General features: G+C 41.2%; 21 protein-coding genes. 10 read left to right on the top strand and 11 right to left on the bottom strand.

Annotation, left to right across the window (positions count from 1 at the left end):
* The 4 genes from J3U75_RS00470 to J3U75_RS00455 form a co-directional block, all read right to left on the bottom strand.
* The coding region (locus J3U75_RS00470; protein ID WP_267390010.1) for a POTRA domain-containing protein at window positions 1-231 on the bottom strand (231 nt) is incomplete at its 3' end.
* Between the two features lie 1,365 nt (window positions 232-1,596).
* Window positions 1,597-2,253: an HAD family hydrolase gene (locus J3U75_RS00465; RefSeq protein WP_267390009.1), complete on the bottom strand. Its 657-nt coding sequence runs from the start codon at window positions 2,251-2,253 to the stop codon at window positions 1,597-1,599.
* A 15-nt stretch (window positions 2,254-2,268) separates the two neighbouring features.
* Complete coding sequence (locus tag J3U75_RS00460) at window positions 2,269-3,261, bottom strand: AfsA-related hotdog domain-containing protein (protein ID WP_267390007.1); 993 nt, start codon at window positions 3,259-3,261, stop codon at window positions 2,269-2,271.
* A 417-nt stretch (window positions 3,262-3,678) separates the two neighbouring features.
* Window positions 3,679-3,981 (bottom strand): hypothetical protein, encoded by a 303-nt coding sequence (locus tag J3U75_RS00455; RefSeq protein WP_143558419.1) that lies wholly within the window; start codon window positions 3,979-3,981, stop codon window positions 3,679-3,681.
* Between the two features lie 816 nt (window positions 3,982-4,797).
* Between J3U75_RS00455 and clpB the strand changes: the two genes are divergently transcribed.
* From clpB to J3U75_RS00440, 3 genes are all read left to right on the top strand, one after another.
* The gene (gene clpB, locus J3U75_RS00450) at window positions 4,798-7,371 is read left to right on the top strand and encodes an ATP-dependent chaperone ClpB (RefSeq protein ID WP_267390006.1); all 2,574 of its coding nucleotides are present in this window, start codon (window positions 4,798-4,800) and stop codon (window positions 7,369-7,371) included.
* A 418-nt stretch (window positions 7,372-7,789) separates the two neighbouring features.
* Window positions 7,790-9,109, top strand: coding sequence for a serine hydrolase domain-containing protein (locus tag J3U75_RS00445; protein WP_267390005.1), 1,320 nt, complete (start codon window positions 7,790-7,792; stop codon window positions 9,107-9,109).
* Between the two features lie 93 nt (window positions 9,110-9,202).
* Window positions 9,203-9,667 (top strand): CYTH domain-containing protein, encoded by a 465-nt coding sequence (locus J3U75_RS00440; protein ID WP_100152077.1) that lies wholly within the window; start codon window positions 9,203-9,205, stop codon window positions 9,665-9,667.
* A 51-nt stretch (window positions 9,668-9,718) separates the two neighbouring features.
* On the opposite strand, the gene prmB is transcribed toward J3U75_RS00440, so the two are convergent.
* The 4 genes from prmB to J3U75_RS00420 all read right to left on the bottom strand — a co-directional run bounded on the left by prmB (window position 9,719) and on the right by J3U75_RS00420 (window position 12,493).
* Window positions 9,719-10,624 (bottom strand): 50S ribosomal protein L3 N(5)-glutamine methyltransferase, encoded by a 906-nt coding sequence (prmB, locus tag J3U75_RS00435; RefSeq protein WP_100156429.1) that lies wholly within the window; start codon window positions 10,622-10,624, stop codon window positions 9,719-9,721.
* A gap of 84 nt (window positions 10,625-10,708) precedes the next feature.
* Entirely contained in the window at window positions 10,709-11,218 is a 510-nt protein-coding gene (locus J3U75_RS00430; protein WP_267390002.1) for a type IV secretion protein Rhs, read from the bottom strand.
* Between the two features lies 1 nt (window position 11,219).
* On the bottom strand, window positions 11,220-11,768 hold the full coding sequence (locus J3U75_RS00425; protein ID WP_267390001.1) for a DUF2062 domain-containing protein: 549 nt from the start codon (window positions 11,766-11,768) through the stop codon (window positions 11,220-11,222).
* 98 nt (window positions 11,769-11,866) lie between these two features.
* Window positions 11,867-12,493, bottom strand: coding sequence for a Smr/MutS family protein (locus J3U75_RS00420; RefSeq protein ID WP_267390000.1), 627 nt, complete (start codon window positions 12,491-12,493; stop codon window positions 11,867-11,869).
* Between the two features lie 167 nt (window positions 12,494-12,660).
* Between J3U75_RS00420 and ubiM the strand changes: the two genes are divergently transcribed.
* Window positions 12,661-13,875 (top strand): 5-demethoxyubiquinol-8 5-hydroxylase UbiM, encoded by a 1,215-nt coding sequence (gene ubiM / locus J3U75_RS00415; RefSeq protein ID WP_100156427.1) that lies wholly within the window; start codon window positions 12,661-12,663, stop codon window positions 13,873-13,875.
* A gap of 75 nt (window positions 13,876-13,950) precedes the next feature.
* Here the strand turns inward: ubiM and pyrF are convergent, their stop codons facing one another.
* From pyrF to J3U75_RS00400, 3 genes are all read right to left on the bottom strand, one after another.
* A complete protein-coding gene (pyrF, locus tag J3U75_RS00410; RefSeq protein WP_267389999.1) occupies window positions 13,951-14,679 on the bottom strand; it encodes an orotidine-5'-phosphate decarboxylase in 729 nt (242 codons plus the stop codon).
* A gap of 139 nt (window positions 14,680-14,818) precedes the next feature.
* Entirely contained in the window at window positions 14,819-16,003 is a 1,185-nt protein-coding gene (gene lapB, locus J3U75_RS00405; RefSeq protein WP_100152083.1) for a lipopolysaccharide assembly protein LapB, read from the bottom strand.
* Entirely contained in the window at window positions 15,996-16,346 is a 351-nt protein-coding gene (locus J3U75_RS00400; RefSeq protein ID WP_100156424.1) for a lipopolysaccharide assembly protein LapA domain-containing protein, read from the bottom strand. The genes lapB and J3U75_RS00400 overlap by 8 nt, the downstream gene beginning before the upstream one ends.
* A 328-nt stretch (window positions 16,347-16,674) precedes the next feature.
* Here J3U75_RS00400 and J3U75_RS00395 point away from each other — a divergent pair, with 328 nt between their 5' ends.
* From J3U75_RS00395 to J3U75_RS00370, 6 genes are all read left to right on the top strand, one after another.
* Entirely contained in the window at window positions 16,675-17,598 is a 924-nt protein-coding gene (locus J3U75_RS00395; RefSeq protein ID WP_100152085.1) for a branched-chain amino acid transaminase, read from the top strand.
* Window positions 17,599-17,686: 88 nt separating this feature from the next.
* A complete protein-coding gene (locus tag J3U75_RS00390) occupies window positions 17,687-17,878 on the top strand; it encodes a zinc-finger domain-containing protein (protein WP_100141495.1) in 192 nt (63 codons plus the stop codon).
* A 108-nt stretch (window positions 17,879-17,986) separates the two neighbouring features.
* The gene (gene trxB / locus J3U75_RS00385; RefSeq protein WP_267389998.1) at window positions 17,987-18,943 is read left to right on the top strand and encodes a thioredoxin-disulfide reductase; all 957 of its coding nucleotides are present in this window, start codon (window positions 17,987-17,989) and stop codon (window positions 18,941-18,943) included.
* A gap of 149 nt (window positions 18,944-19,092) precedes the next feature.
* Window positions 19,093-19,905, top strand: coding sequence for an enoyl-ACP reductase FabI (gene fabI / locus J3U75_RS00380; protein ID WP_100141497.1), 813 nt, complete (start codon window positions 19,093-19,095; stop codon window positions 19,903-19,905).
* A gap of 154 nt (window positions 19,906-20,059) precedes the next feature.
* Window positions 20,060-20,509, top strand: a complete 450-nt coding sequence (gene mscL, locus J3U75_RS00375) for a large conductance mechanosensitive channel protein MscL (protein WP_100141568.1) — start codon at window positions 20,060-20,062, stop codon at window positions 20,507-20,509.
* 214 nt (window positions 20,510-20,723) lie between these two features.
* Window positions 20,724-21,785: a hypothetical protein gene (locus tag J3U75_RS00370; RefSeq protein WP_267389997.1), complete on the top strand. Its 1,062-nt coding sequence runs from the start codon at window positions 20,724-20,726 to the stop codon at window positions 21,783-21,785.
* Window positions 21,786-21,789 lie beyond the last annotated feature (4 nt).

Raw genomic sequence — 21,789 nt, 5'->3', positions numbered from 1 at the left:
TCCCTGCTCTAGCTGCCGCAGATTCAGGATATCTCCGGCTCTGGCTGGAAATTCGTTCTGGATGCGGCGAATACGCTCTACGTGGGTGGTTGCTGCATTATCCAGGTTGTAACGGATGGTATGGATTCGCCCCGGAATGACGCTGAGCTGTAAGGTGCCGCTGGTAAGATCCTGTGGTGTGGCTAAAATACGGGTAGTGGTANCTGGTTGATGGCTTTGCTGCCTAGGCACATGCCTGCGGTAAACTGGCTCTGGCGCTGTGCTTTTTTTAGGGCAAACTGGAAGCGTCTGGCTTCTTCTCCTGTCAGGGTGATGCTGTTGATGGCAAAACACGGGGTTTCGCTGGTATTCAGTTTGTCTGTCTGTGTTGGGTTTTCTTCTTGTGGCTGTAAACGAATATTTACTTCGGGCTGCATTTGCTGCTGAAACTGCTGCTGACGCTGCTGTTCGCGAATGATTTGCTGTTGCTGCTGACGGTCTAGCTGGGAAACTACTTCTGATACCGGCGAGGCGTAAACACTTATAAGACCACTAGCCAAGAAATTGATAAGCAATACGATTTTTTGTAGATACATTTTGCTCTTTAAATATGAAAGTAAATTATGACTGCCTGTGATCCATGTAGCTCTCAAGATAGGCAATATTGCCTTTAATTAATAATGAGGCTGGTATTTTCGGCTTTGAGTGGATAGTAATGAGTAGTGAATATAATTTTATGGTGATTTTTATTCATTTAATCTGGCTGGTTTATAAAAAATATTGCGATGTAGAATGCTGCCCCCTATGCTAAAAATGAAACAATTAGTTTAAAGATTCCGAATACTGTTTTATTTCTACATAATTTGTGAAAAAGATTACTTGAGGTTTGATTTCTGTTTATTGCAACTACAATAAAGTACAAATCTATAAAAATATTAGTAATAGGAAGACAATTGTTTCAGAAAATTTATAAAAATTATAATCTTCATGTTTACTTTTGAATATTAATTTTTATTAAGCACATTGGAATTTAGTCTATTTAATTACTACTAATATGCATATATGATAATAACAAATTAAATAAATATTATCATAATATAATGATATATATAATAAATATTTTTATTAAAATTTTATTTAATATTATTTTCAGATAAACACTCTAGCATCAGTGAACTGTTAATTTTTAGCAACAATATTAGCATTATCTCTTAATTGCCTATCTAAAATATGAGGCATGTGCCATAAAAGATAATGAGATTAATTGATTAAATAGAGGTAAATAACCTGATTCTACTCAAGATGTAGTAACTTTGAAAAATCGCATCGTGAAGGTTACTGAAATTTCGGAATCTGAAAAATTTCAAATATGGCATTTGGATGGAGTTGATTTTATGAATGAGGGGGAGAAATAAGCAATACGTGTAAGAGACATACTTACAGCCTGCGTATTCAGACTTGGCAAGACTTTCGTACATCTTTCTTCTCATCCAATTAAAATCAGCTTTTTAAGAAGTTATATAAATAATCTTGCAAAAATATTGAGTGACAATTCACCGTATTGAATTACATGTGTCTAAACGTAGATATTAAGGTTAATAGGAGGAAAAGAGATTTTTATTCTAAACTTTTGTTTGCAGTTAAATAGCTGATTTCCTTTAATACTTGGTCATTATCAATAAAATGAATAGTTTGCCATCCTTTTTTTTGAGCGGCTATACAATTTTCTTCTGTGTCATCAATTAGGATACAGTGTTGCGCAGTTGTGTTGGCTAGTTGCTCAGCTATTTGAAAGATGGTCTGGTCTGGTTTTCGGCAGCCAACCTTACAAGAATCCACTATTATATCCAGCACGTCATCAAGGTTTATCATAGGCCGCCAGTAAGCTTCCCATTCTCTGACATTATTGGTTAATAAACCTATGGTGAATCCGGCTTTCTTTAGTTGCCGAACTTTATCTATCATAGGTGTATTTGGTTGAATATTTTCAAACCATTGACGCCCGAAATGTTCCAGATCGGCTTTTGAAGTGTCAATATTTGGTTGGAGCTGGGTCAATCTGTTTTTTACCCGTCTGCCCCACTCTTGCTCACTGATTAAACCAATTTCTAGAGGCTCGAGGCCTGTATAGCCAAATTCAGCAGCAGTGTCTTTTACGGCTTGCAACATGATATTTGCTGGTAATTGGGTTTTTTGCTGGTATTGATAAATAATTGCTTTAATTGGTGGGGTAAGTACACCCCCGAAATCAAACCAGAATATAGGCTTATTCATGATAATGACTCTACTTTAATTGGATAAAATTTTAAAGGTGACGTCTACACTCGCCATTGTTTTGTCATTCTGTTTTATCACAATAGGAAACGTAATGGTCTGATTTTCTTGTGAGGTATCCAGTACCATTTTTGCTTTATCTATCACGCAATCTACATCTGACCCTAATTCACAGAAGGCGTTGAAATCCAGGCTGCAAGAGATTAACTCAAGCAGATTTGCCGGTAGTTGAAAACATTTTCTGATAGCAATAAGAGCTGTTTGTTTGCATAGCTCTACTAAGACCATGCCTGAAATATGGTCTACTTCATGGTCACAAAGTGCCGAATAGCCGGGATCGAAACCTAAAGTTGTTTGAATAGTTGCGTGATTTTCAATCAGGTTGGTTGCTACGACATTTTTACTCAGGTTTTTACCAACCATAAATGCTGGAAGAGGAAAGTAATTTTCAGAATAATAATCGTTGCCAAGCGAAACGGATTGAATGGCTGTTTTTTTTCTTAATTTGGTCCATAGTGCTTGGTTTAGCCAGTGCATGGTGGTCTGTGAATGAGCACACGGTAAATTGTTGATATAAAGTTGTTCACTTAATGTTAGACCGGTTAAAGTATCGCGTTTGGTTTTAAATGTCAGTATTTTGATGTCTATAAACACATCAGCTGGATAGTTAATCATTTTTAACAATTGATGATTTTTAATTTGTAATTGTGTGTTATCAATGATGAAAATATTGGAAAATGGTATCTGATAGAATTCATGTGTGATGCTAATGGCTGCCTGCCGAAATATTTCCTGTAGCAATATTGCATCATAATATCCCGTAAGATTATCATTGAAATACATATGCGTACGCGGAAGCTGTGCTGTGACTAAAAACTGATCTTGTTCGGTAGTTTTTATCGAAGTGATAAACACTTCACTGATGGCACGTTTATGAACCAATTTTTTGTTAATACATTGAGCAGAATATGCATTTGTCCCCGCACTATTTTCGAGCCGTAAATCCATTTTTCAGCCTCCTATTTTAAATTTTATATTAATCAGTAAGTTATTATTAACATGTTTTGTATAGGTGGCAAATATAATTCGCGAATTATTTTAATATGTTGTAAATTTTCAAAAATTTTTATTGAGTATTTATGTTCAGGCTCGTTTTGAATTTTTATTTTCGGATCCTTTGAAGTTATCAATTCTTCTCAATGCCGTTTGGTAGCCACACATAATATTAAAAAGTTTATATTAACTAGCTTTCTAATTGTGTATAAATCGTTGTATTTTTTATATTTTGGCTTGCATTGTTATTTTGAGTATTACAGTAAATATAAAATGGAAGTTTTTTCTTTAATTAAGAAAAAACTTCCATTGATGGCCAATACTCTATGATTAATATCTATGGCTGGATGATGTAGGTTCGTGTAATGCTTTTTAGTTGTTGCCAAAGTGATGATGCTGTATCCGTTGATAGTTGTACCAGTTTTTCTGATTAGCCATTAAATTAGTTTGGTTATGTTGCAGCTGGTTATAATTTTGAGAATCATCTTTAATGTCCATTCCGTCTTCATGAGTTTCTGCAACGGTAACACTGCCTGACTGAACTTGCTGCTGAAACTCCATTTTGCGTGCTTTCTTATCAAGCATGGAAATGTGAATTTCAGTATCGTATATGCTCTTCAGCTCCAGCAGCTTTTGATATGTGGCAATTAATTCTTTATTTTCAGGAGTGCGCATGATTTGCCCTTCAAGAAATTCACGGCACTTATTAAATTCTTCGGTTCTCATGGCTGTCTTATTTTGATATTCATAATAATAATTAATTTTACACCATTTAATCTTTTAAGCGTTGGAAAAATGAGTATATGACAAATTTATGCTCAAGTTGTATTGAAGCTACAAGTCAAATCTATAGTGGCATTGAATTAATTGGATGTATCTATTGATATTTATGTTTCAAAATAAGAAATTGATTTGTTGTTGCTGAATAGTTTGTATATTGAATGGTTTTTCTGCTTAAATTTTAAGCACCTTAAAATTGGATTGATTCATCTTGTTTTTTTTAAGTTATCCACAGATATACTCACAAATTTTGTGAAATTCTAGTCAGGCATCTGCCCTAACAGCATAAAATAGATTTAGCATATAAATATTCTTTACAATATGATTTATATCAATTTTTATATTTTTATGATGTAGCACAAACTTTGCTTATTTTTTAAATTTTGCGCGTTATTAAAGAAAGAGGCATGTCTGATTATGCTTTGAATTTGGATACAGTTTTGGTTCTGAAATCGGGGAGATGATGTTTATAAAATCAATTGTTTCATACCATTATGATATGAAAACAATCGATCAATGAAACATAGAGATAATTCAATGCTGTTTAGGTTTGAGGAAATGGCCAATCTAGGCTGTTAATAACATTTCTATTTATTAAATTTATAAATCAGTAAGTTATAAATTAGATTCTATTTCAGCCATTTTAGGTCTTGACATTAATTTTCTAATACCAATATATCTATTAATTAAAATTTTAATAAAGGAAATCTGATGCGATTCGATAAGCTTACAGCAAAGTTTCAGCAGGCATTGCAGGATGCTCAGAGCATTGCTTTGGGTCAGGATGCCGGATATCTTGAGGCTGTTTTTGTATTGAAAGCCTTGCTTGATGATGTGGATAGTGGCAGCGCTGCAATATTGACACAGGCTGGGGCCAATCTGGCACAAGTGAAACAGCAAGTTGAAACCACTATTAATGGTTTACCTAAGGTATCTGGTCAGGGCGGAGAAATTCTGCCGAGTACCGAGTTACAGCACATTTTGAACTTGATGGATAAGGCAGCTACCAAGCGCAATGATGCGTATATCGCCAGTGAATTATTTCTGCTAGCTGCGGTACAGGAAAATGGGCAATGTGGCCGTATTTTGAAACAAGCAGGCGCTACTGAAGATAAATTGAATATGGCTATTGATGCCGTACGTGGGGGAGCGAGTGTGGATAATCCTAATGCAGAAGACCAACGTGAAGCACTGAAAAAATATACAACTGATTTAACGGAAAAAGCCCGTGCCGGCAAACTGGATCCTGTAATCGGACGAGACGATGAAATCCGGCGCACTATTTTGGTGCTGGAACGGCGTACCAAAAATAATCCGGTACTGATTGGTGAACCGGGTGTGGGTAAAACTGCTATCGTTGAGGGCTTGGCTCAGCGGATAGTCAATAATGAAGTACCAGACTCTCTACGCAATAAACGGCTGCTGATGCTGGATTTGGCGAGTTTGATTGCCGGTGCTAAATTTCGAGGAGAATTTGAAGAACGGCTTAAAGCTGTATTGAACGATTTGGCTAAAGATGAAGGCAATACGATTATTTTTATAGATGAAATTCATACTCTGGTTGGTGCTGGTAAGGCTGATGGAGCCATGGATGCAGGTAATATGCTCAAGCCAGCGTTGGCGCGTGGAGAATTGCATTGTATTGGTGCAACTACTTTGGATGAATACCGCCAGTACATTGAAAAAGATCCAGCCTTGGAACGGCGTTTTCAGAAGGTGCTGGTGAAAGAGCCTACGGTTGAAGATACTATTGCAATTTTGCGTGGCTTGCAGGAACGGTATGAAATTTATCATGGTGTGGAAATTACCGATCCGGCTATTGTGGCCGCAGCAGAATTGTCTAACCGCTATATTACTGACCGCTTTCTACCCGATAAGGCAATTGACCTAGTTGATGAAGCTGCTTCACTGATTAAGGTGGAAAGCCAGTCTATGCCGGAAAGCATGGATAAGCTGAAACGGCGAGAAATTCAGCTAGAAATTGAGCGCGCATCTTTGGTGAAGGAAGATGACGAAGCCAGTAAAAAACGTCTGGCTTTATTGGATGAAGAATTGGATAACGTTAAGCGTGAATTTGCCAATCTGGATGAAATTTGGAAAGCCGAGCGTGCTAAAGCCCAAGGCAGTGTAACCATTAAAGAACAGATTGATCATCTTAAAGTTCGTATGGATGCACTAAAACGTGAGGGCAAATGGGAGGACGTGGCCAAGCTGCAATATGAGGAATTGCCACGACTTGAAGCTCAGTTACAGGCAGCAGACAGCGGTCAGCATGATACACAGCCAAACAAACTGTTACGCACTAAAGTTGGCTCGGAAGAAATCGCAGAAATTGTATCGCGTATGACAGGTATCCCTGTATCGAAAATGATGGCTGGTGAACGTGAAAAACTACTGAAAATCGAAGAAGTATTGCATGAACGTGTGGTAGGTCAGGATGAAGCTGTTAGAGCTGTAGCTGATGCAATTCGCCGCTCACGTTCTGGTCTGGCTGATCCTAATAAACCTTACGGCAGCTTTTTATTCCTTGGACCTACCGGTGTAGGTAAAACAGAGCTATGCAAAACACTGGCTAGCTTCCTGTTTGACAGTGAAACTCATCTTATTCGTGTAGACATGTCGGAATACATGGAGAAACACTCTGTAGCACGCCTAATTGGTGCGCCTCCCGGCTATGTTGGTTATGAAGAAGGCGGCTTCCTGACCGAGCAGGTACGACGTAATCCTTATAGTGTTGTGTTACTGGATGAAGTAGAAAAAGCCCATCCAGATGTTTTTAACATTTTGTTACAGGTACTGGATGATGGGCGTTTGACAGACGGACAGGGACGTACTGTCGATTTCAAAAACACGGTAATTGTGATGACATCTAATATTGGTAGTCAGGAAATCCAGAAGATGGTGAGTGATGATTACGAAGCCATTAAAGCAGTCGTAATGGAAGAAGTGAAACAATACTTCCGGCCTGAGCTAATAAACCGTATTGATGAAGTGGTGGTTTTTCATAGTTTGAATCAGTCTAATATCCGTGCAATTGCGAATATTCAGCTCGCAGGGCTGCGCAACCGCTTGGAAAAAATGGATTTGCACTTGCAAGTTGACGATGCTGCTCTGGATGTACTGGCTAAAGTGGGCTTCGACCCTGTATACGGAGCCCGTCCTTTGAAACGCGCTATCCAGACGGAAATTGAAAATCCGCTGGCTAAGGAATTATTAGCTGGTGATTACGCGCCTGACAGTACGATTATGTTAACTGCTCAGGATGGTGTTCTGACATTCGCCTGATTGTTGTAAAAGAAACCTGCTCAAAAGCAGGTTTCTTTTTAATAATGCATAACAATTGTATAAGCATAATTTTTGTATGATCAGAATTCGATTGATGGTTCATGAAATTGTCAGTTTCTAACTACATCTTTTTTATTGACTGATTTCTCATCAATCTTAAAAATAAATTCTCATTAATGTATTCCAATATTTAAACTTTATTCGTTTAAATAATTAAAATTATTAATTTTCAAAATTGTATTTATTAATATCATTCAAAAACTTTGATTTTAATCTCTAATAAGACTACATCCATTAAAATATAATTTATTAACATATTTACAACTCTATTTTAAAAGTAAGATAATGTTATTATCGCTTTTAAATATATTAGCGATGCATTACTTTTTATAGTTGTGATATTTTTTGGGAGATTTATATGCACTCTTCTTTAAAAACAATAAAAATAGCGCTATTAACGTTATGTCTTTCAGCTGCGTTTAACACTCAGGCAAACACAATTCAGAATAATTGCAAAACGCTACATCTGAATAACTGCCCTACACCTGTTGACAAAAAACTGCCAAATGTTAAAAACATGCTGACATGGAATCAGCAGCAGCGTGCAATTGGTTTTCGTAATGATTACCGCTCGTATGCTGGTGATGTGTTTCATGCAGCAGGCGGTAAACCTTTACCACGTGCAACACAAAATCTTAATCAGGTAAGTTATCAACTTCATGGCCAGTCTTATCTGTTGAAAGACTATTTAAAACGCAACAATGTAACCGGTATGATGGTTATAAAAGATGGTAAAGTGGTTTGGGATTATTATGCCAACGGTAATAACCCAACGACTTTATGGACGTCCCGGTCTGTAGGTAAATCGATTGTATCCACTCTAGTGGGTGTGGCTCTTAAAGAAGGTAAAATCAAATCTCTAGATGATAAGGTGGTCAAATATAATCCTGATGTACGTGGTACTGCATGGGAAAACGTTACAATTCGTCAATTGTTGCAACATACTTCAGGCGTCAACTGGAACGAAGACTACACCAATCCTCAATCTGATTTTGCGCAGCTAACCCAATGCGAAGCACATCCCAACACTTATACCTGTGTCAACAATTTAGTTAAAAACCCACAACGTAAAGCCTACGCCAAACCAGGTACAGCTTGGTCTTATTCTTCAGGTGGCGCATGGTTGCTAGGTGATACTCTTGAAAAAGCCACTGGTGAAAATATTGCCAAATATCTTCAGGATAAAATCTGGCAGCCTTTTGGCATGAGTCGTGATGGTGTATGGCATAGTTATGCAGTAGGCAAACATGATGTTGGTGCTCATGGTTTTAATGCCACACTTGAGGATTGGGGTAAATTTGGCCTGTTTGTGATGAATAACGGCAAATTACCGAATGGTCAGCAAATTCTGCCGGCAAACTGGGTAAAAGATGCGCGTAGCTGGAATCAGGCCAAAAATTCAGTAAGCAAGCTACATCCAGAGGGTACTTATGGTTATGAATGGTGGAATAATAGTGTACCGGCTAATGCTGCTGATGTAGCACCCAAAACTGGGCTAAACAGTAAAGATACCATGTGGGCTCTGGGTATTTACGGTCAGATTATAATGGTTAATCAGGCGCAAAAACTGGTTATTGTACAGTGGTCTACATGGCCGAAAGCTGAGCCTTCTATGCTGGAGCAGCCATTGGAAGCTTCACTGATGTTTAATGCCATTGCCAACAAACTGGCTTCTTAACTGCTATTATTAAGCTTAAGACCCCTGCACCAGCAAGCTAAAACACGGTTGCTGGTGTTTTTTCTTGTATATATTAGATGAAAGAAATTGATTGTGGCAAAAGAGATTGAACGTAAATTTCTGGTAAGAGGCAATGGCTGGCGGGGCATGGTACCTGCAAAACATTATTGTCAGGGCTACCTTTCCACCATCAAGGAGCGCACAGTGCGTGTGCGTTGCTGTGGTAATGAAGCATGGCTAACCATTAAAAGTACAACTCAAGGCATTACGCGTACAGAATTTGAATATCCTATACCGCCGGATGAAGCACGATATATGATTCAGCATCTGGCCGAACAACCTATTATTGAAAAATATCGTTATTGCATACCATTGAATGGTCTTGTGTGGGAGATTGATGAATTTCTGGGCGCTAATCAAGGACTGATTGTGGCTGAAGTGGAACTAAACCATGCACAGGACGAAATTATTTTGCCAGAGTGGATTGGCGAGGAGGTATCAGATGATCCACGCTATTACAACAGTAATCTGGTCAGCAAGCCATTTAGCCAATGGTAGAGTAAACTTTTATTGAAGCCAAACTGGCTTAACTGACCATAGATGTGTAGTTTATTCTTCACCCAACAGTTGTTCACGACTTAGCAAGAATACAAAACCATCGCCTCCGCTAGTGGATAGCCATGTAAATGGCAACTCTGGAAATGCCTGCTCAAGTATTTCTCGATTGTGACCAATTTCTACCACTAATACGCCATGAGGATTCAGATAACGAGCAGCCTGCTGAATGATTTGTCTGGTTACATCCAGCCCATCCTCACCACTGCCAAGTGCCAGCTCAGGTTCATGTAAATATTCTTCCGGCAGCTGCTCAACAGACTCTGCATCCACATATGGCGGATTAGAAACTATCAAATCATACGTATTGTCTATACCAGTAAATAAATCTGTATGAATTAAATTAATTCGTTCCTGCAATCCATAGTTTTCTACATTGATTGCGGCTACTTCAAGCGCATCTAGACTGATATCAACAGCATCAATTACCGCATCTGGATAGCAATGCGCCATCTGGATTGCCAGCGCCCCACTACCAGTACACAAATCCAGTGCACTGTGTACCAGCTCGTCATATTCTATCCATAACCGCAGAGGTTCGCCTAATAGTTCGTAAATAAATGAACGTGGCACAATCACACGTTCATCCACATAGAATTCATATTCGCCCTGCCAAGCCTGATTGGTTAGATAAGCTACAGGTATACGCTCACTGATACGGCGCTGTACCAGATGTAGCAAGGTGCCTTTTTCTGTATCCAGTAACCGCGCATCTAAAAAAGGCTCGAGAGTATCCAGCGGCAAATGTAAGGTATGCAAAATCAAATAGGCAGCCTCATCATAGGCACTATTATTTCCATGGCCGAAAAACAGTTTGGCTTCTTCAAACTGACTGACAGTAAAACGTAAAAAATCTCGTACACTATGCAATTGCTGTGCAGCTGCATCAAATACAGACATGAATCACTCCGGCAATAAAATCAAATGCAGATTATATCAGCTTGTGCGGGAATCTTTCGGAGGCTATTCTGGCTTGCTGTACGTTCAGTAATGAGGGAGTAAGCGCTGATTATGCGGATGATTGACAAACGGCTTCAGCAAACGACGGAAATGGAGTAGATGCGAATGCTGTCTACTATCACCGGCCAGTGCCAGAAAATAATCTTGTACCAGTTGTGCCTGCTGCTCCATATTTAGCTGGCCGAAGTATTTAATTTCATTCAAAGGCGGATAACGGTAGGCACGGCGGTGATGATAACCTGCTTTCATTGCTAGGTAGACACCGGCCAATAAAACTGGAAAACCATGCTGGCTCTGCCATACATGTATTAATTCATGAATTAGCCATGCTTGCCGGCTGAAAGAGGTGGCTACAAAATCATCTGTGAAATAAGCAGCTGGAAAATAAATACGATTGCCGCAGGTAATGGCTGCATGCTGATGAAACTGCCACCAAGCTCCGAAAACAATCTTTACTTCTGACCAATTAGCTGCATGACCAAGTAAATTTGTAACCAGACGCAATTCATTATCTGTTAACGAACGCTCTATCATATTAATTCCGGATATTACGGTGTGTTTTTCTGTACGCTACCCAATTCCAACCATTCCAGACCAAAAAATAGCCAAGAGTAGCCAGAATCATCCCTAGTACAGGTACGCCAGCAAGCAAAGGTTTGCCAAATTGTATCACCCATTGCCACAACTCCGAACCCAGATGACCAATGGTTAAAGCCGGCAAGGCAGGCATTTCTACACCCCATTGCCCATACATCAGACCGGCACCTATTTCATAAGCACAGTAATAAAGAGGTACATAAGTTAACGGATTAGTATAGAGTGTAGTTAACAATGCCAGTGGTAAATGTGTACGAACAAGGTAAGCCACAATAAGTGCGGTAAAAAATTGTGTTGGACCTGGCATCAGACCACAAAACATTCCAACAGCCACTGCCGAAGCAGCCCGTTCACGATTAAGCTGCCAAAAATAGGGTCGGTCAAACCAGCGTGCGAATGGCTTAAACCAAGGCGAGGCAAATAATGAAGCTTGTGTCGGCATTTTGTATTTAATCTGCCGTATCCATTTAGCCTTTTTATTACGCATTACATCTCTCGGGACAAGAAAGCTGCATTGTTAAATATTCCTATACAGATCTAACTGAATTGATGAAGTCGGAACCCTTTTTTGTTCATCTGCAAAAATTAATTTTTCTCCAGCATACGATGTTTCTTTTTAACCAAAACATACACAGCACCATCATTGCGCTCATTAGGCTGAGCATAGGCAAGAACTTCGGGATGGGCCATCAACCAGCGCCGTACCAGCGTTTTTAATATCGGCTGATAGTCTTTGGAACCCAGACCACTGCCATGAACAATTTCGCCCACGACACCGTATTGCTGTATATATGCGATAAATTCGTTAAGCACTTCCTGTGCTTCTTCTTGTCTGTAACCATGTAAATCCACATAAGCCACTATCGGCCAATGTCTGGCTTGCAAACGTTTAATATCAGCCATACCACGGCCATTTTTACTAAACACCACAGGTGCACTATCTTCCTGATTTTCACCAATATAAAAATAGCTTTCCGTATCCAGCAGCTCTTCCTGATGCTGACGAGGTTTAATCGGACTAGTGTCACGTGGATGCAGAAACTGATTTCTGGCTTTTAGCGGCACAATATCCTTACCCATCGCTTCACTGAAAGTGATATCTGTTTGACGCTTTGCTGCTTGCTGTGCCCGTTGCTGCTCTTCAGCCTGACGCTGAGCTCTGGCCTGTTTACTCAGTTGTTGCAACTTTTCTTGAAATGAATTTTCAGCCATATCTGTAACCATTCATATCTAAATACCATTTCCATGATTTTAGCAGAGGCGCAAACTCCAAGTTAAGCTTGACCTTTATTAACTTTGTAAGCGTTTTAGATAGGATTCGTGCTGATTTTCAGTTATCCTAGTGCTGTATAAAATATATTCATTCAGGAACAGATTTTATGACGGCAACTAATGTCTCTCCAAGCTCAGGTAAAGAAACTGATGTCATTATTGTCGGTGCCGGTCCGGCAGGATTGAGTCTGGCACGTGCACTGGCACCATCAGGACTATCAATTACCGTAGTAGAAAAGCAAGATTCGGCTACGCTGGCAGAACCACCGTTTGATGGCAGGGAAATTGCCCTGACCCATTACTCAAAGGAACTCATGCAACAGCTGGATATGTGGGACAAAGTACCGGCAAATGAAATTTATCCTTTGCGTGATGCCAAAGTAATCAATGGTTATTCGAATTATCAACTACATTTCGAACAACCCACTATGGCACGCGGTAAACCAGCGAATACTTTAGGTTTCCTAATCAGTAATCATCATATCCGCCGTGCGGCCTATGAAGCTGTCACCCCTTATAAAAACATCAACTTGATTGGTGGACATAGCATTATTGATGTCAGAAATGAAGATAGCAACCACATCGAAGCCACTCTGGATAACGGGCAAACCATAAGCGCCAGATTGCTCATTGCTGCTGATAGCCGCTTTTCAAACACTCGCCGTCAATTAGGTATATCCGCTCAGATTCATGATTTCGGACGTACGGTGATTGTATTCCGCATGCGTCATACCCTGAGCAATCAGCATACTGCTCTGGAATGTTTCCATTATGGCCGTACATTGGCCTTGCTGCCCTTAGAAGAAAATATGACCAACTGCGTGGTCACCATTAATAATGAACGCGCTGGTGAAATTCTAAATATGTCTCCTGCACAACTGGCGGCAGATATTACCAAGCAGCTCAAAGGCAAATTGGGTGACATGCATCTGGTCAGCACTGTGCATCATTACCCGCTTGTTGGCGTTCACGCCAATGCATTCTATGCCCACCGTAGTGCCCTGATTGGTGATGTCGCAGTGGGTATGCATCCGGTTACCGCCCATGGTTTCAATCTAGGGCTGAGTGGAGTTGGTATCCTATCCAAACTAATCATTGAAGCGGTACAGAAAGGTAAAGACATTGGCGGCCAAACCCTATTGGCACAATACCAGCGTCAGCATATGCCGCATACACGGATGCTTTATCATGGCACCAATGCCATGGTGTCGTTGTTCACCAATGACAGCCATCCTGCTCGGCTGATGCGATCTCTGGTATTACGCATCAGCAATAATCTACCACCAGTGAAAAAACTTATCAGCAAACAGCTCACCGGCTGATATACAAATAATATTTTGAAAAAATGCCTGCTGTAATTAATTTATAGCAGGCATAATTACATAAAAATTTCTAAGCTAAATTAGACCCTGATTGATTTGCTGTAACAATGCCGAAGAATGCTCACTTTGAGTAATTGGACGCCCCATAACCAAATAGCTGCTGCCTGCAGCCAAAGCAGCTTTAGGCGTCATGATTCGACGCTGATCGTCTTTGATGTCAGTACTGAGACGAATACCGGGTGTAACCAATAAAAACTCTTGTCCCAGCTGCTGACGCAGTAAAGTGGCTTCCTGTGCAGAGCAAACTACACCATCCATACCCGCTTGACGGCTCAATTCAGCCAAACGAACAACCGCTTCATCAATCGGCAGGTTTATGCCGGTTTCAGCCAGCTCTGACTGGGTTATACTGGTTAAAACTGTTACTGCAATCAATAATGGAGGCTGACTATAATTGCTGACGGCTTCGGCTGCAGCTTCCATCATTCTGCGGCCTCCCGAAGCATGCATGTCTACCATCCATACACCCATATCAGCGGCCACCTTACAGGCAGAAGCAACAGTATTGGGAATGTCGTGATATTTCAAATCCAGAAATATTCGATAGCCTTGCAACACCAATTGTTCCACCAGATACCGTCCGGTAGCGGTAAACAACTCTTTGCCGATTTTGAGTTGACATAAATCTGGTTCCAGCTGCTGCACAAAATCAAGCGTTTTTTCCGCACTGGCAAAATCCAGCGCCACAATAACTGGCTTAGCTGGTTGATTAATCAACGTGGTATCTAGCATTAATGGATTCATACTTTATATAGAAAAAAATTACAAAATAATAAGGACCAGTTAGCTTGTCAGAAGAGGCTTATCAATCTGAATGGTTCTGCTTATAAAAAAGATAACTAAACGCTAAGTCTGCTTAGACCAATCCGTTTCAGCTTGCAAACTATATATCAATGCGGTTTGGCGTAAACGTTTCCCATTTATTGCAGGCTGGGCAATGCCAGAAAAACACTTGTGATTTGAAATGGCAGTGTCGGCAACGATACATCACAGATTTTTGCATCTGCATTCCCACTACCGAACGCATCATATCCACTTCCGCCTTCCATTTCGGGTTTATACTATTCTGCAAAACCCCGAGCAAACGATAAGTTCCCGTGAGTGTAGGTTTGCGCCGTACCAAATCAATCACAATCTCCGTAGCTTTGTCTTCACCATATATAGGTACTGACTTTTCATAAATCACACCGGATAAATCCAACTGAGGAAAGGTCTGGGCAAATCCAATCAAAACTTCAATACCGTCGGCAGCTTTATGTAAACCATCATAAGCATCATACAGCCGCTCACCTACCTGACTCAGATACTCATAATTTTGCTTTTCTATTGCACTATAAGCATCTATCGCGGCCTGATAATTATGTTGTTTCAGCTCTACATCACCCAAAATCATATTCGCACGGCAGCATTTACGGTTTACCGCCAAAGCCTGAAAAATATATTCGCGCGCTTTATTGTATTCCGAATGGTATAAAGCCAGCTGAGCCAGCTCACAATAAAACTGGGCAATTTCAAACTGATATGTCTGATCACCAGTGCTTAACTCTTCAGCAAGTTTAATTGCTTTTTCCCAGTCGCGATCCTGCTGATAGATATTCAGTAGAATTTGTCGTGCCTGCCGAGCCTTACTGCCATCAAGCAAACCAACCAATATTTGTTCTGCACGATCTACTAGTCCGGCCGCCTGATAGTCTTGTCCGAGCTCAAAAGCAACAGTATCTCGTCGTTCTGCGATGGTTTCTGGTAATTCAAGCAAGCTTTGATGCAGAGCAATGGCTTTATCGTTTTCTCCACGCTGGCGATACAGCTTACCTAGTGTCAGATGCAGTTCATATGTACTCTGTCTGGCATCATTCTGCTGATCCACTACTTCAGCAAGCTCACGTACCGCAACCGCACTTTTGTGTTCCGCCAGCGCATCCAAACTTTTGTAAAATCCTTCTGGAATAGCTTTTGCTTGTTTCAGCACAGCACGCATATCAACACGTGCCGCAAACCAACCCATGGCAAAAAATACCGGTAATAGAAAAACCGGCGCCAGCCACATCCAAAAATCATTGCTATCCATGCTGATTATTTACCTTCTGCTCTTCAGAATGATTTTGGCCGTTCACACCAGCATTAGTGGCAATAGTTTCAGTATGGACTGACTGACCGGCAGCTTTTGTTTGCTTATCAATTTTAACCTGCAATTGATTAACCTTACTGCGCAGTCTTAACAGACGACCAAACATAGCAAACACCCCAAACACCGCACCAATAATAAAAAATATCAGCAACAGTACAATCAGTGGTAAATTCAGCATCTGCCCAGGCAGATAATTAAATGTAATCAGTTGTGTATTACTTACAGCCAGTAACAGCAAAGCCAGTAACACCACTATCTTTATTAATGTGTAAATAATCTTCATACCCGTCTACCCCGTAAAGTACTGTTTTCAGAAAAAACAATCATATGCCAGATAACAGCCTGTTTAGCCGAGAAACAACACAGTTTAAACGATTTCACGGCTTTTTAGCAAAAGCAGCCCATGTTTTCAGCATTGGCAAGCAAAACAGGCAGTGTATAATATTTATGTTTACATAAAGTAACAGCAACCACTGGCTAAAGCTAAGACCCTAGGCTGTTGTTACATTGATTCTTGCACTGCCCAAGTCTTAGACCCAGTTTTGCCCTATCCCATGCAGAGCTGAGTTTCGGCCACGCAGCTTAATGTCTTATTTTGGAGAAGTTTTACTATGTCTATGGCCGATCGCGACGGTTTTATCTGGTTTAACGGTAATCTTGTCGACTGGCGAAATGCCCAAACACACGTTTTAACACACACATTACATTATGGCATGGGCGTATTCGAGGGTGTCCGTGCCTACGAAACCTCAAAAGGTGCCGCTATATTCAGATTGCAGGATCACACCAAACGCCTGTTTAATTCCGCTAAAATTACCGGCATGCACCTGCCCTATACACAAGAACAGATTAATCAGGCTCACATTGAGGTAGTAAAGGCCAACAAACTGTCCTCCTGCTATTTCCGCCCTATGGCTTTTTATGGTTCTAACAAACTGGGGGTAGCTCCGGATCAGAATGATGTACAAGTCATAGTAGCAGCTTGGCCATGGGGTGCTTATCTTGGTGAAGAAGGCATGCAGCGTGGTATCCGCGTGCAAATCAGTTCATTTACCAGACATCACCCTAATATCACCATGATTAAAGCCAAGGCAAATGGCAACTACATGAATTCTATTATGGCCAATACCGAAGCCACCCGTAATGGCTACGATGAAGCCATTATGTTAGATGCTAATGGATTTGTAGCAGAAGGTTCAGGTGAGAATGTCTTTATTATCAATGATGGTAAACTTTACACGCCAGCACTGGATGCCGCACTCGATGGCATTACACGTCGTACTGTAATGGCCATTGCTGCAGATATGCAGTTAACGGTAACTGAAAAACGCATTACCCGTGATGAAGTTTATTGTGCCGATGAAGTATTCTTTACTGGTACCGCAGCTGAAGTTACCCCTATCCGTGAAGTTGATGGACGCACAATCGGCTGCGGCGCACGTGGTCCTCTGACAACTGAAATCCAGCAGCGATACTTCGACATCGTTCACGGCAAAAATGCTAAATATGAATCATGGTTAACCTATATTGACTAAAACTCAGCCAGCAGGCCTGAATAAAGGTATTTCCGCCTATCAAGCCTGCTGGATTTTTTTGTCTTATTGCCGATGTAAGGAAAATATAATGAGTCATTCAGCTCCATCTATGATCACCATCACTCCGCATGATTTACCACTGATATGCACCGGACCAGAAAACGAAACTTGGAATGGTCATCCACGCGTATTCTTACCTATTCAGTCAAACAGCAGCATAGAATGCCCATATTGCGGCCAGCATTATCATCTGAATGGGATTGCTGAACAGCACCATTGATAAATAATTATTCTGCATAGTAGTGTCAATATTAATCAACCGCGGGTATTGTGGTACAGTAATTAGTAATTTTTCACTCAAGCATTGCAAGCATAAGAAGGATTTGTCATGACAGAAACCACACACAGCCGTCTGATCATTCTCGGTTCCGGACCTGCCGGCTATACCGCAGCCGTATACGCTGCCCGTGCTGGATTGAATCCTACTCTGATTACCGGTATGGCACAGGGTGGTCAGCTGATGACAACTACAGAAGTTGATAACTGGCCGGCAGATGTGAATGGCGTACAGGGTCCAGAACTGATGGAACGCTTTCTGGCTCACGCTGAACGTTTCGGTACCAAGATAGTTTTCGATCACATTAATCAGGTACAGTTGCAGCAGCGTCCATTTACTCTCACCGGTGATATGGGAACATATAGCTGTGACGCATTAATTATTGCCACCGGTGCATCGGCTAAATATCTCGGCTTACCTAGTGAAGAAGCATTTGCCGGCCGTGGCGTTTCCGCCTGCGCCACCTGTGACGGATTTTTCTATAAAGAACAGGATGTAGCAGTAGTAGGTGGTGGTAATACAGCCATTGAAGAAGCACTCTATTTAGCCAATATCGCCCGTACTGTAACCGTCATTCACAGGCGAGAAAGTTTCCGTGCTGAAAAAATCATGATTGATAAGCTACTTGAACGGGAAAAAGAAGGCAAAATTATTCTGAAACTCAATGCCAATGTAGACGAAATTCTGGGTGACGATTCTGGCGTCAACGCAGTAAGAATCAACTATACAAACAATGAAAGTGAGCTTCTGGCCGTAAACGGCATTTTCATTGCCATCGGTCACCAACCCAATACCCAGATTTTTAAAGGCCAGCTGGATATGGATGCCACCGGATATCTCATTACCAAAGGAGGCAATGAAGGTAATGTGGGTGCTACCAATATTCCAGGTGTATTTGCTGCTGGCGACGTAAAAGATCACATATACCGTCAGGCCATTACCAGCGCCGCTTCCGGCTGTCAGGCAGCTCTGGATGCAGACCATTATCTTTCCGGCTTAAGCAGCTAATATTTTTTTCAGATATTACCGGCCTATCGGCTTAGTAGCCTGCGGCCGGTTTTAAAGTTTCTACTCTATACTAGCATTTCGCCTAAAAGTAAATATTAGTTATAATGCGGGCTTTAAGCTAACACAAATCACGTTCAAGGATAATAAATATGGGCTTTTTGCAAGGCAAAAAAATCCTCATCACAGGTATGATATCGGAACGCTCTATTGCCTATGGTATTGCCAAAGCCTGTCACGAACAGGGTGCGGAACTGGCCTTCACCTATGTCGTAGACAAACTCGAAGAACGGGTACGTAAAATGGCAGCCGGCCTTGGCTCAGAACTGGTATATCGCTGCGATGTACAGAGTGATGATGAAATCAATCAGTTATTTTCTGACCTCGGTCAGAGCTGGTCGCAACTAGACGGACTGGTACATGCCATTGCTTTTGCACCCAAAGAGGCTTTAAACGGTGATTTTCTCGATAGCATTACCCGAGAAGCCTTCATGACAGCCCATGAAGTGTCTGCCTATAGTCTGCCTGCACTGGCCAAAGCGGCACGCCCGTTAATGACTGGTCATAACAGTGCCATTCTGGCGTTGACCTATCTTGGTGCAGTTCGTGCCATTCCTAATTATAACGTAATGGGCATGGCTAAAGCTTCGCTGGAAGCTGGTATCCGCTTTACTGCCGCTTGTCTGGGACAGGAAGGTATCCGCTGTAATGGCATTTCTGCCGGCCCGATTAAAACCCTGGCTGCCTCTGGTATTGCCAATTTCAGTCGCCTGCTGTCCCACGTTTCAGCACAAAACCCAATTCGCCGAAATATTACCATTGAAGAAGTGGGCAATACGGCAGCTTTTCTGTTATCCGATTTAGCTACTGGCATCACTGGAGAAATCACCTATGTTGACGGTGGCTACAGCATCAATGCATTGGGTGTACCGGAAGATCTAGTCAGTACCCACAATAATGCTTGATTAACAAAAGTTTGTTTCAAGCTGCCTGAATTCAGAATCAGGCAGCTTTTATTATTTTTACACTGCATAACGCTTTCCCTGCATGCCGGCTGGTTTAATCGCGCTAATATAAATGTGCAAGTATTTCATTTATAAGCCAACCATGGAGGCAAATATGAAATTTTTAGAACAGTTTAAAGCTTTTTTAATGCGAGGCAATGTCATTGATCTCGCTGTTGGTATGGTAGTCGGTACTGCATTTACCAATATGGTTAAATCATTGGTTGACGATGTAATCATGCCCCCTATTGGCTTACTAATTGGCGGAGTAGATTTTTCCAATTTGTTCTTTACCTTGCGTGATGGTGCCAAAGCCCCCGGCCCTTACGAGACACTGGGTGCCGCTCAGGCAGCCGGAGCCGTGACCATTAATATCGGTTTATTTATTAATACAGTTATTAGCCTGATTATCGTTGGCTTTGCTATTTTTATGGTGGTAAAAGGGATCAATCGTCTGCATAAAAGCCCACCACAGCAAAGCCATACCAAGCAATGTCCTGAATGCTGTACCGAAATTCCGCTTGAAGCAAAACGTTGTCCGAATTGCACTTCTGAGTTAAATTAATTTAAAAGATTAATCAGCATCCAAACCTAGTGTACACTGCACACAATTAATTAATTGATTCATACCCGATATGCAAAAGCTACATAAACCCTGTAGCTTTTTTTGCGCCAAAACCAAATGAGCATATTGCACGCCACAATGACACCAGATTCGCCTTAAATGCTCATGTAAATTGTTTTACCAGAATAAATCAATCAGACCAACAGGAACAACAATGCAGAATCAGCCCACTCCATTTTATAACCCTCTTCTAAGCTATGAAGAAAACTATCAGCAAGGTCCTTTTGGTGCATTCAGTCTGACACCACCATCTATACCAGAGAAAAAGCAGCCAGAAACTTTTTTAAATCTGGAAGTGAATTTGCCTTTCGGTATTCCTGCAGGTCCATTACTGAATGCCAGCTTTATCAAAGCAGCATTTAACTATGGTTTTGATTTATGTGTGTACAAAACCGTACGTAGCCGTGCACATGCCAGCCATCCGTTACCTAATGTATTATCGGTGCACCCTGAGAACCAATTGTCTGCCGGCGTAGATACAGTTTTAGCTGATACCAATTACACCACGCCGTTATCAATTACCAATTCTTTTGGCGTGCCTTCCTTTAATCCTGATATCTGGCAGCCTGATATGGCCGCAGCTGTAAATGCTGCACATAAAGGGCAATTTCTGATTGGCAGTTTTCAAGGCACCGCAGGTAATGAAGCCAGTATCGAAAGAGATTATGCCAAAACTGCCCTTCTTGTAGCAGAAACCGAAGCCCCCATATTAGAGGCCAATTTAAGCTGTCCCAATGAAGGAGTAAACCACTTATTGTGCTTTGATTTTCCTAAGGTCGAACGCATAGCCAAGGAAATCAAAAACGCCGTACCTGATAAACCCCTATTTCTTAAACTTGCTTATTTTGCTAATGATGAAGCTATTTACCCGCTGCTGCACGTATTGGACGGTGTGGTAGATGGTTACAGTACCATCAACACATTGTCAGCCAGGCCGGTAAATGCAGATGGAAAACCAGCATTGGGACAAAACCGACCTACAGGCGGTGTTTGTGGTGATGCTATTCGCTGGGCTGGCCTAGAAATGGTAGAACGTTTGCACAGATTAAGAACCCGACTAAATAATCACTTTGCCATAATCGGCGTAGGTGGTGTCAGCAATGCAGAGCATTATCTGGCTTATCGAGCAGCCGGAGCTGATGCAGTGATGAGTGCAACCGGTGCGATGTGGAACCCTCAATTGGCTTTGCAGATAAAAAGCAGTCTGAATAAATAAATAA

It is taken from the genome of Snodgrassella sp. B3088, assembly GCF_026535815.1.
In the GTDB taxonomy this organism is placed as follows: Bacteria; Pseudomonadota; Gammaproteobacteria; order Burkholderiales; family Neisseriaceae; genus Snodgrassella; species Snodgrassella alvi_E.
Note: the sequence above shows the minus strand (reverse complement) of the source record. Positions and strands in the feature narration are given on the sequence as shown.

Bases quoted from the DNA above. Each gene is read 5' to 3' on its own strand.
- J3U75_RS00465 (WP_267390009.1), bottom strand. From the start codon at position 2,253: ATGAATAAGCCTATATTCTGGTTTGATTTCGGGGGTGTACTTACCCCA.
- J3U75_RS00460 (WP_267390007.1), bottom strand. From the start codon at position 3,261: ATGGATTTACGGCTCGAAAATAGTGCGGGGACAAATGCATATTCTGCT.
- J3U75_RS00455 (WP_143558419.1), bottom strand. From the start codon at position 3,981: ATGCGCACTCCTGAAAATAAAGAATTAATTGCCACATATCAAAAGCTG.
- clpB (WP_267390006.1), top strand. From the start codon at position 4,798: ATGCGATTCGATAAGCTTACAGCAAAGTTTCAGCAGGCATTGCAGGAT.
- J3U75_RS00445 (WP_267390005.1), top strand. From the start codon at position 7,790: ATGCACTCTTCTTTAAAAACAATAAAAATAGCGCTATTAACGTTATGT.
- prmB (WP_100156429.1), bottom strand. From the start codon at position 10,624: ATGTCTGTATTTGATGCAGCTGCACAGCAATTGCATAGTGTACGAGAT.
- J3U75_RS00430 (WP_267390002.1), bottom strand. From the start codon at position 11,218: ATGATAGAGCGTTCGTTAACAGATAATGAATTGCGTCTGGTTACAAAT.
- J3U75_RS00425 (WP_267390001.1), bottom strand. From the start codon at position 11,768: ATGCGTAATAAAAAGGCTAAATGGATACGGCAGATTAAATACAAAATG.
- J3U75_RS00420 (WP_267390000.1), bottom strand. From the start codon at position 12,493: ATGGCTGAAAATTCATTTCAAGAAAAGTTGCAACAACTGAGTAAACAG.
- ubiM (WP_100156427.1), top strand. From the start codon at position 12,661: ATGACGGCAACTAATGTCTCTCCAAGCTCAGGTAAAGAAACTGATGTC.
- pyrF (WP_267389999.1), bottom strand. From the start codon at position 14,679: ATGAATCCATTAATGCTAGATACCACGTTGATTAATCAACCAGCTAAG.
- lapB (WP_100152083.1), bottom strand. From the start codon at position 16,003: ATGGATAGCAATGATTTTTGGATGTGGCTGGCGCCGGTTTTTCTATTA.
- J3U75_RS00400 (WP_100156424.1), bottom strand. From the start codon at position 16,346: ATGAAGATTATTTACACATTAATAAAGATAGTGGTGTTACTGGCTTTG.
- J3U75_RS00395 (WP_100152085.1), top strand. From the start codon at position 16,675: ATGTCTATGGCCGATCGCGACGGTTTTATCTGGTTTAACGGTAATCTT.
- J3U75_RS00390 (WP_100141495.1), top strand. From the start codon at position 17,687: ATGAGTCATTCAGCTCCATCTATGATCACCATCACTCCGCATGATTTA.
- trxB (WP_267389998.1), top strand. From the start codon at position 17,987: ATGACAGAAACCACACACAGCCGTCTGATCATTCTCGGTTCCGGACCT.
- fabI (WP_100141497.1), top strand. From the start codon at position 19,093: ATGGGCTTTTTGCAAGGCAAAAAAATCCTCATCACAGGTATGATATCG.
- mscL (WP_100141568.1), top strand. From the start codon at position 20,060: ATGAAATTTTTAGAACAGTTTAAAGCTTTTTTAATGCGAGGCAATGTC.
- J3U75_RS00370 (WP_267389997.1), top strand. From the start codon at position 20,724: ATGCAGAATCAGCCCACTCCATTTTATAACCCTCTTCTAAGCTATGAA.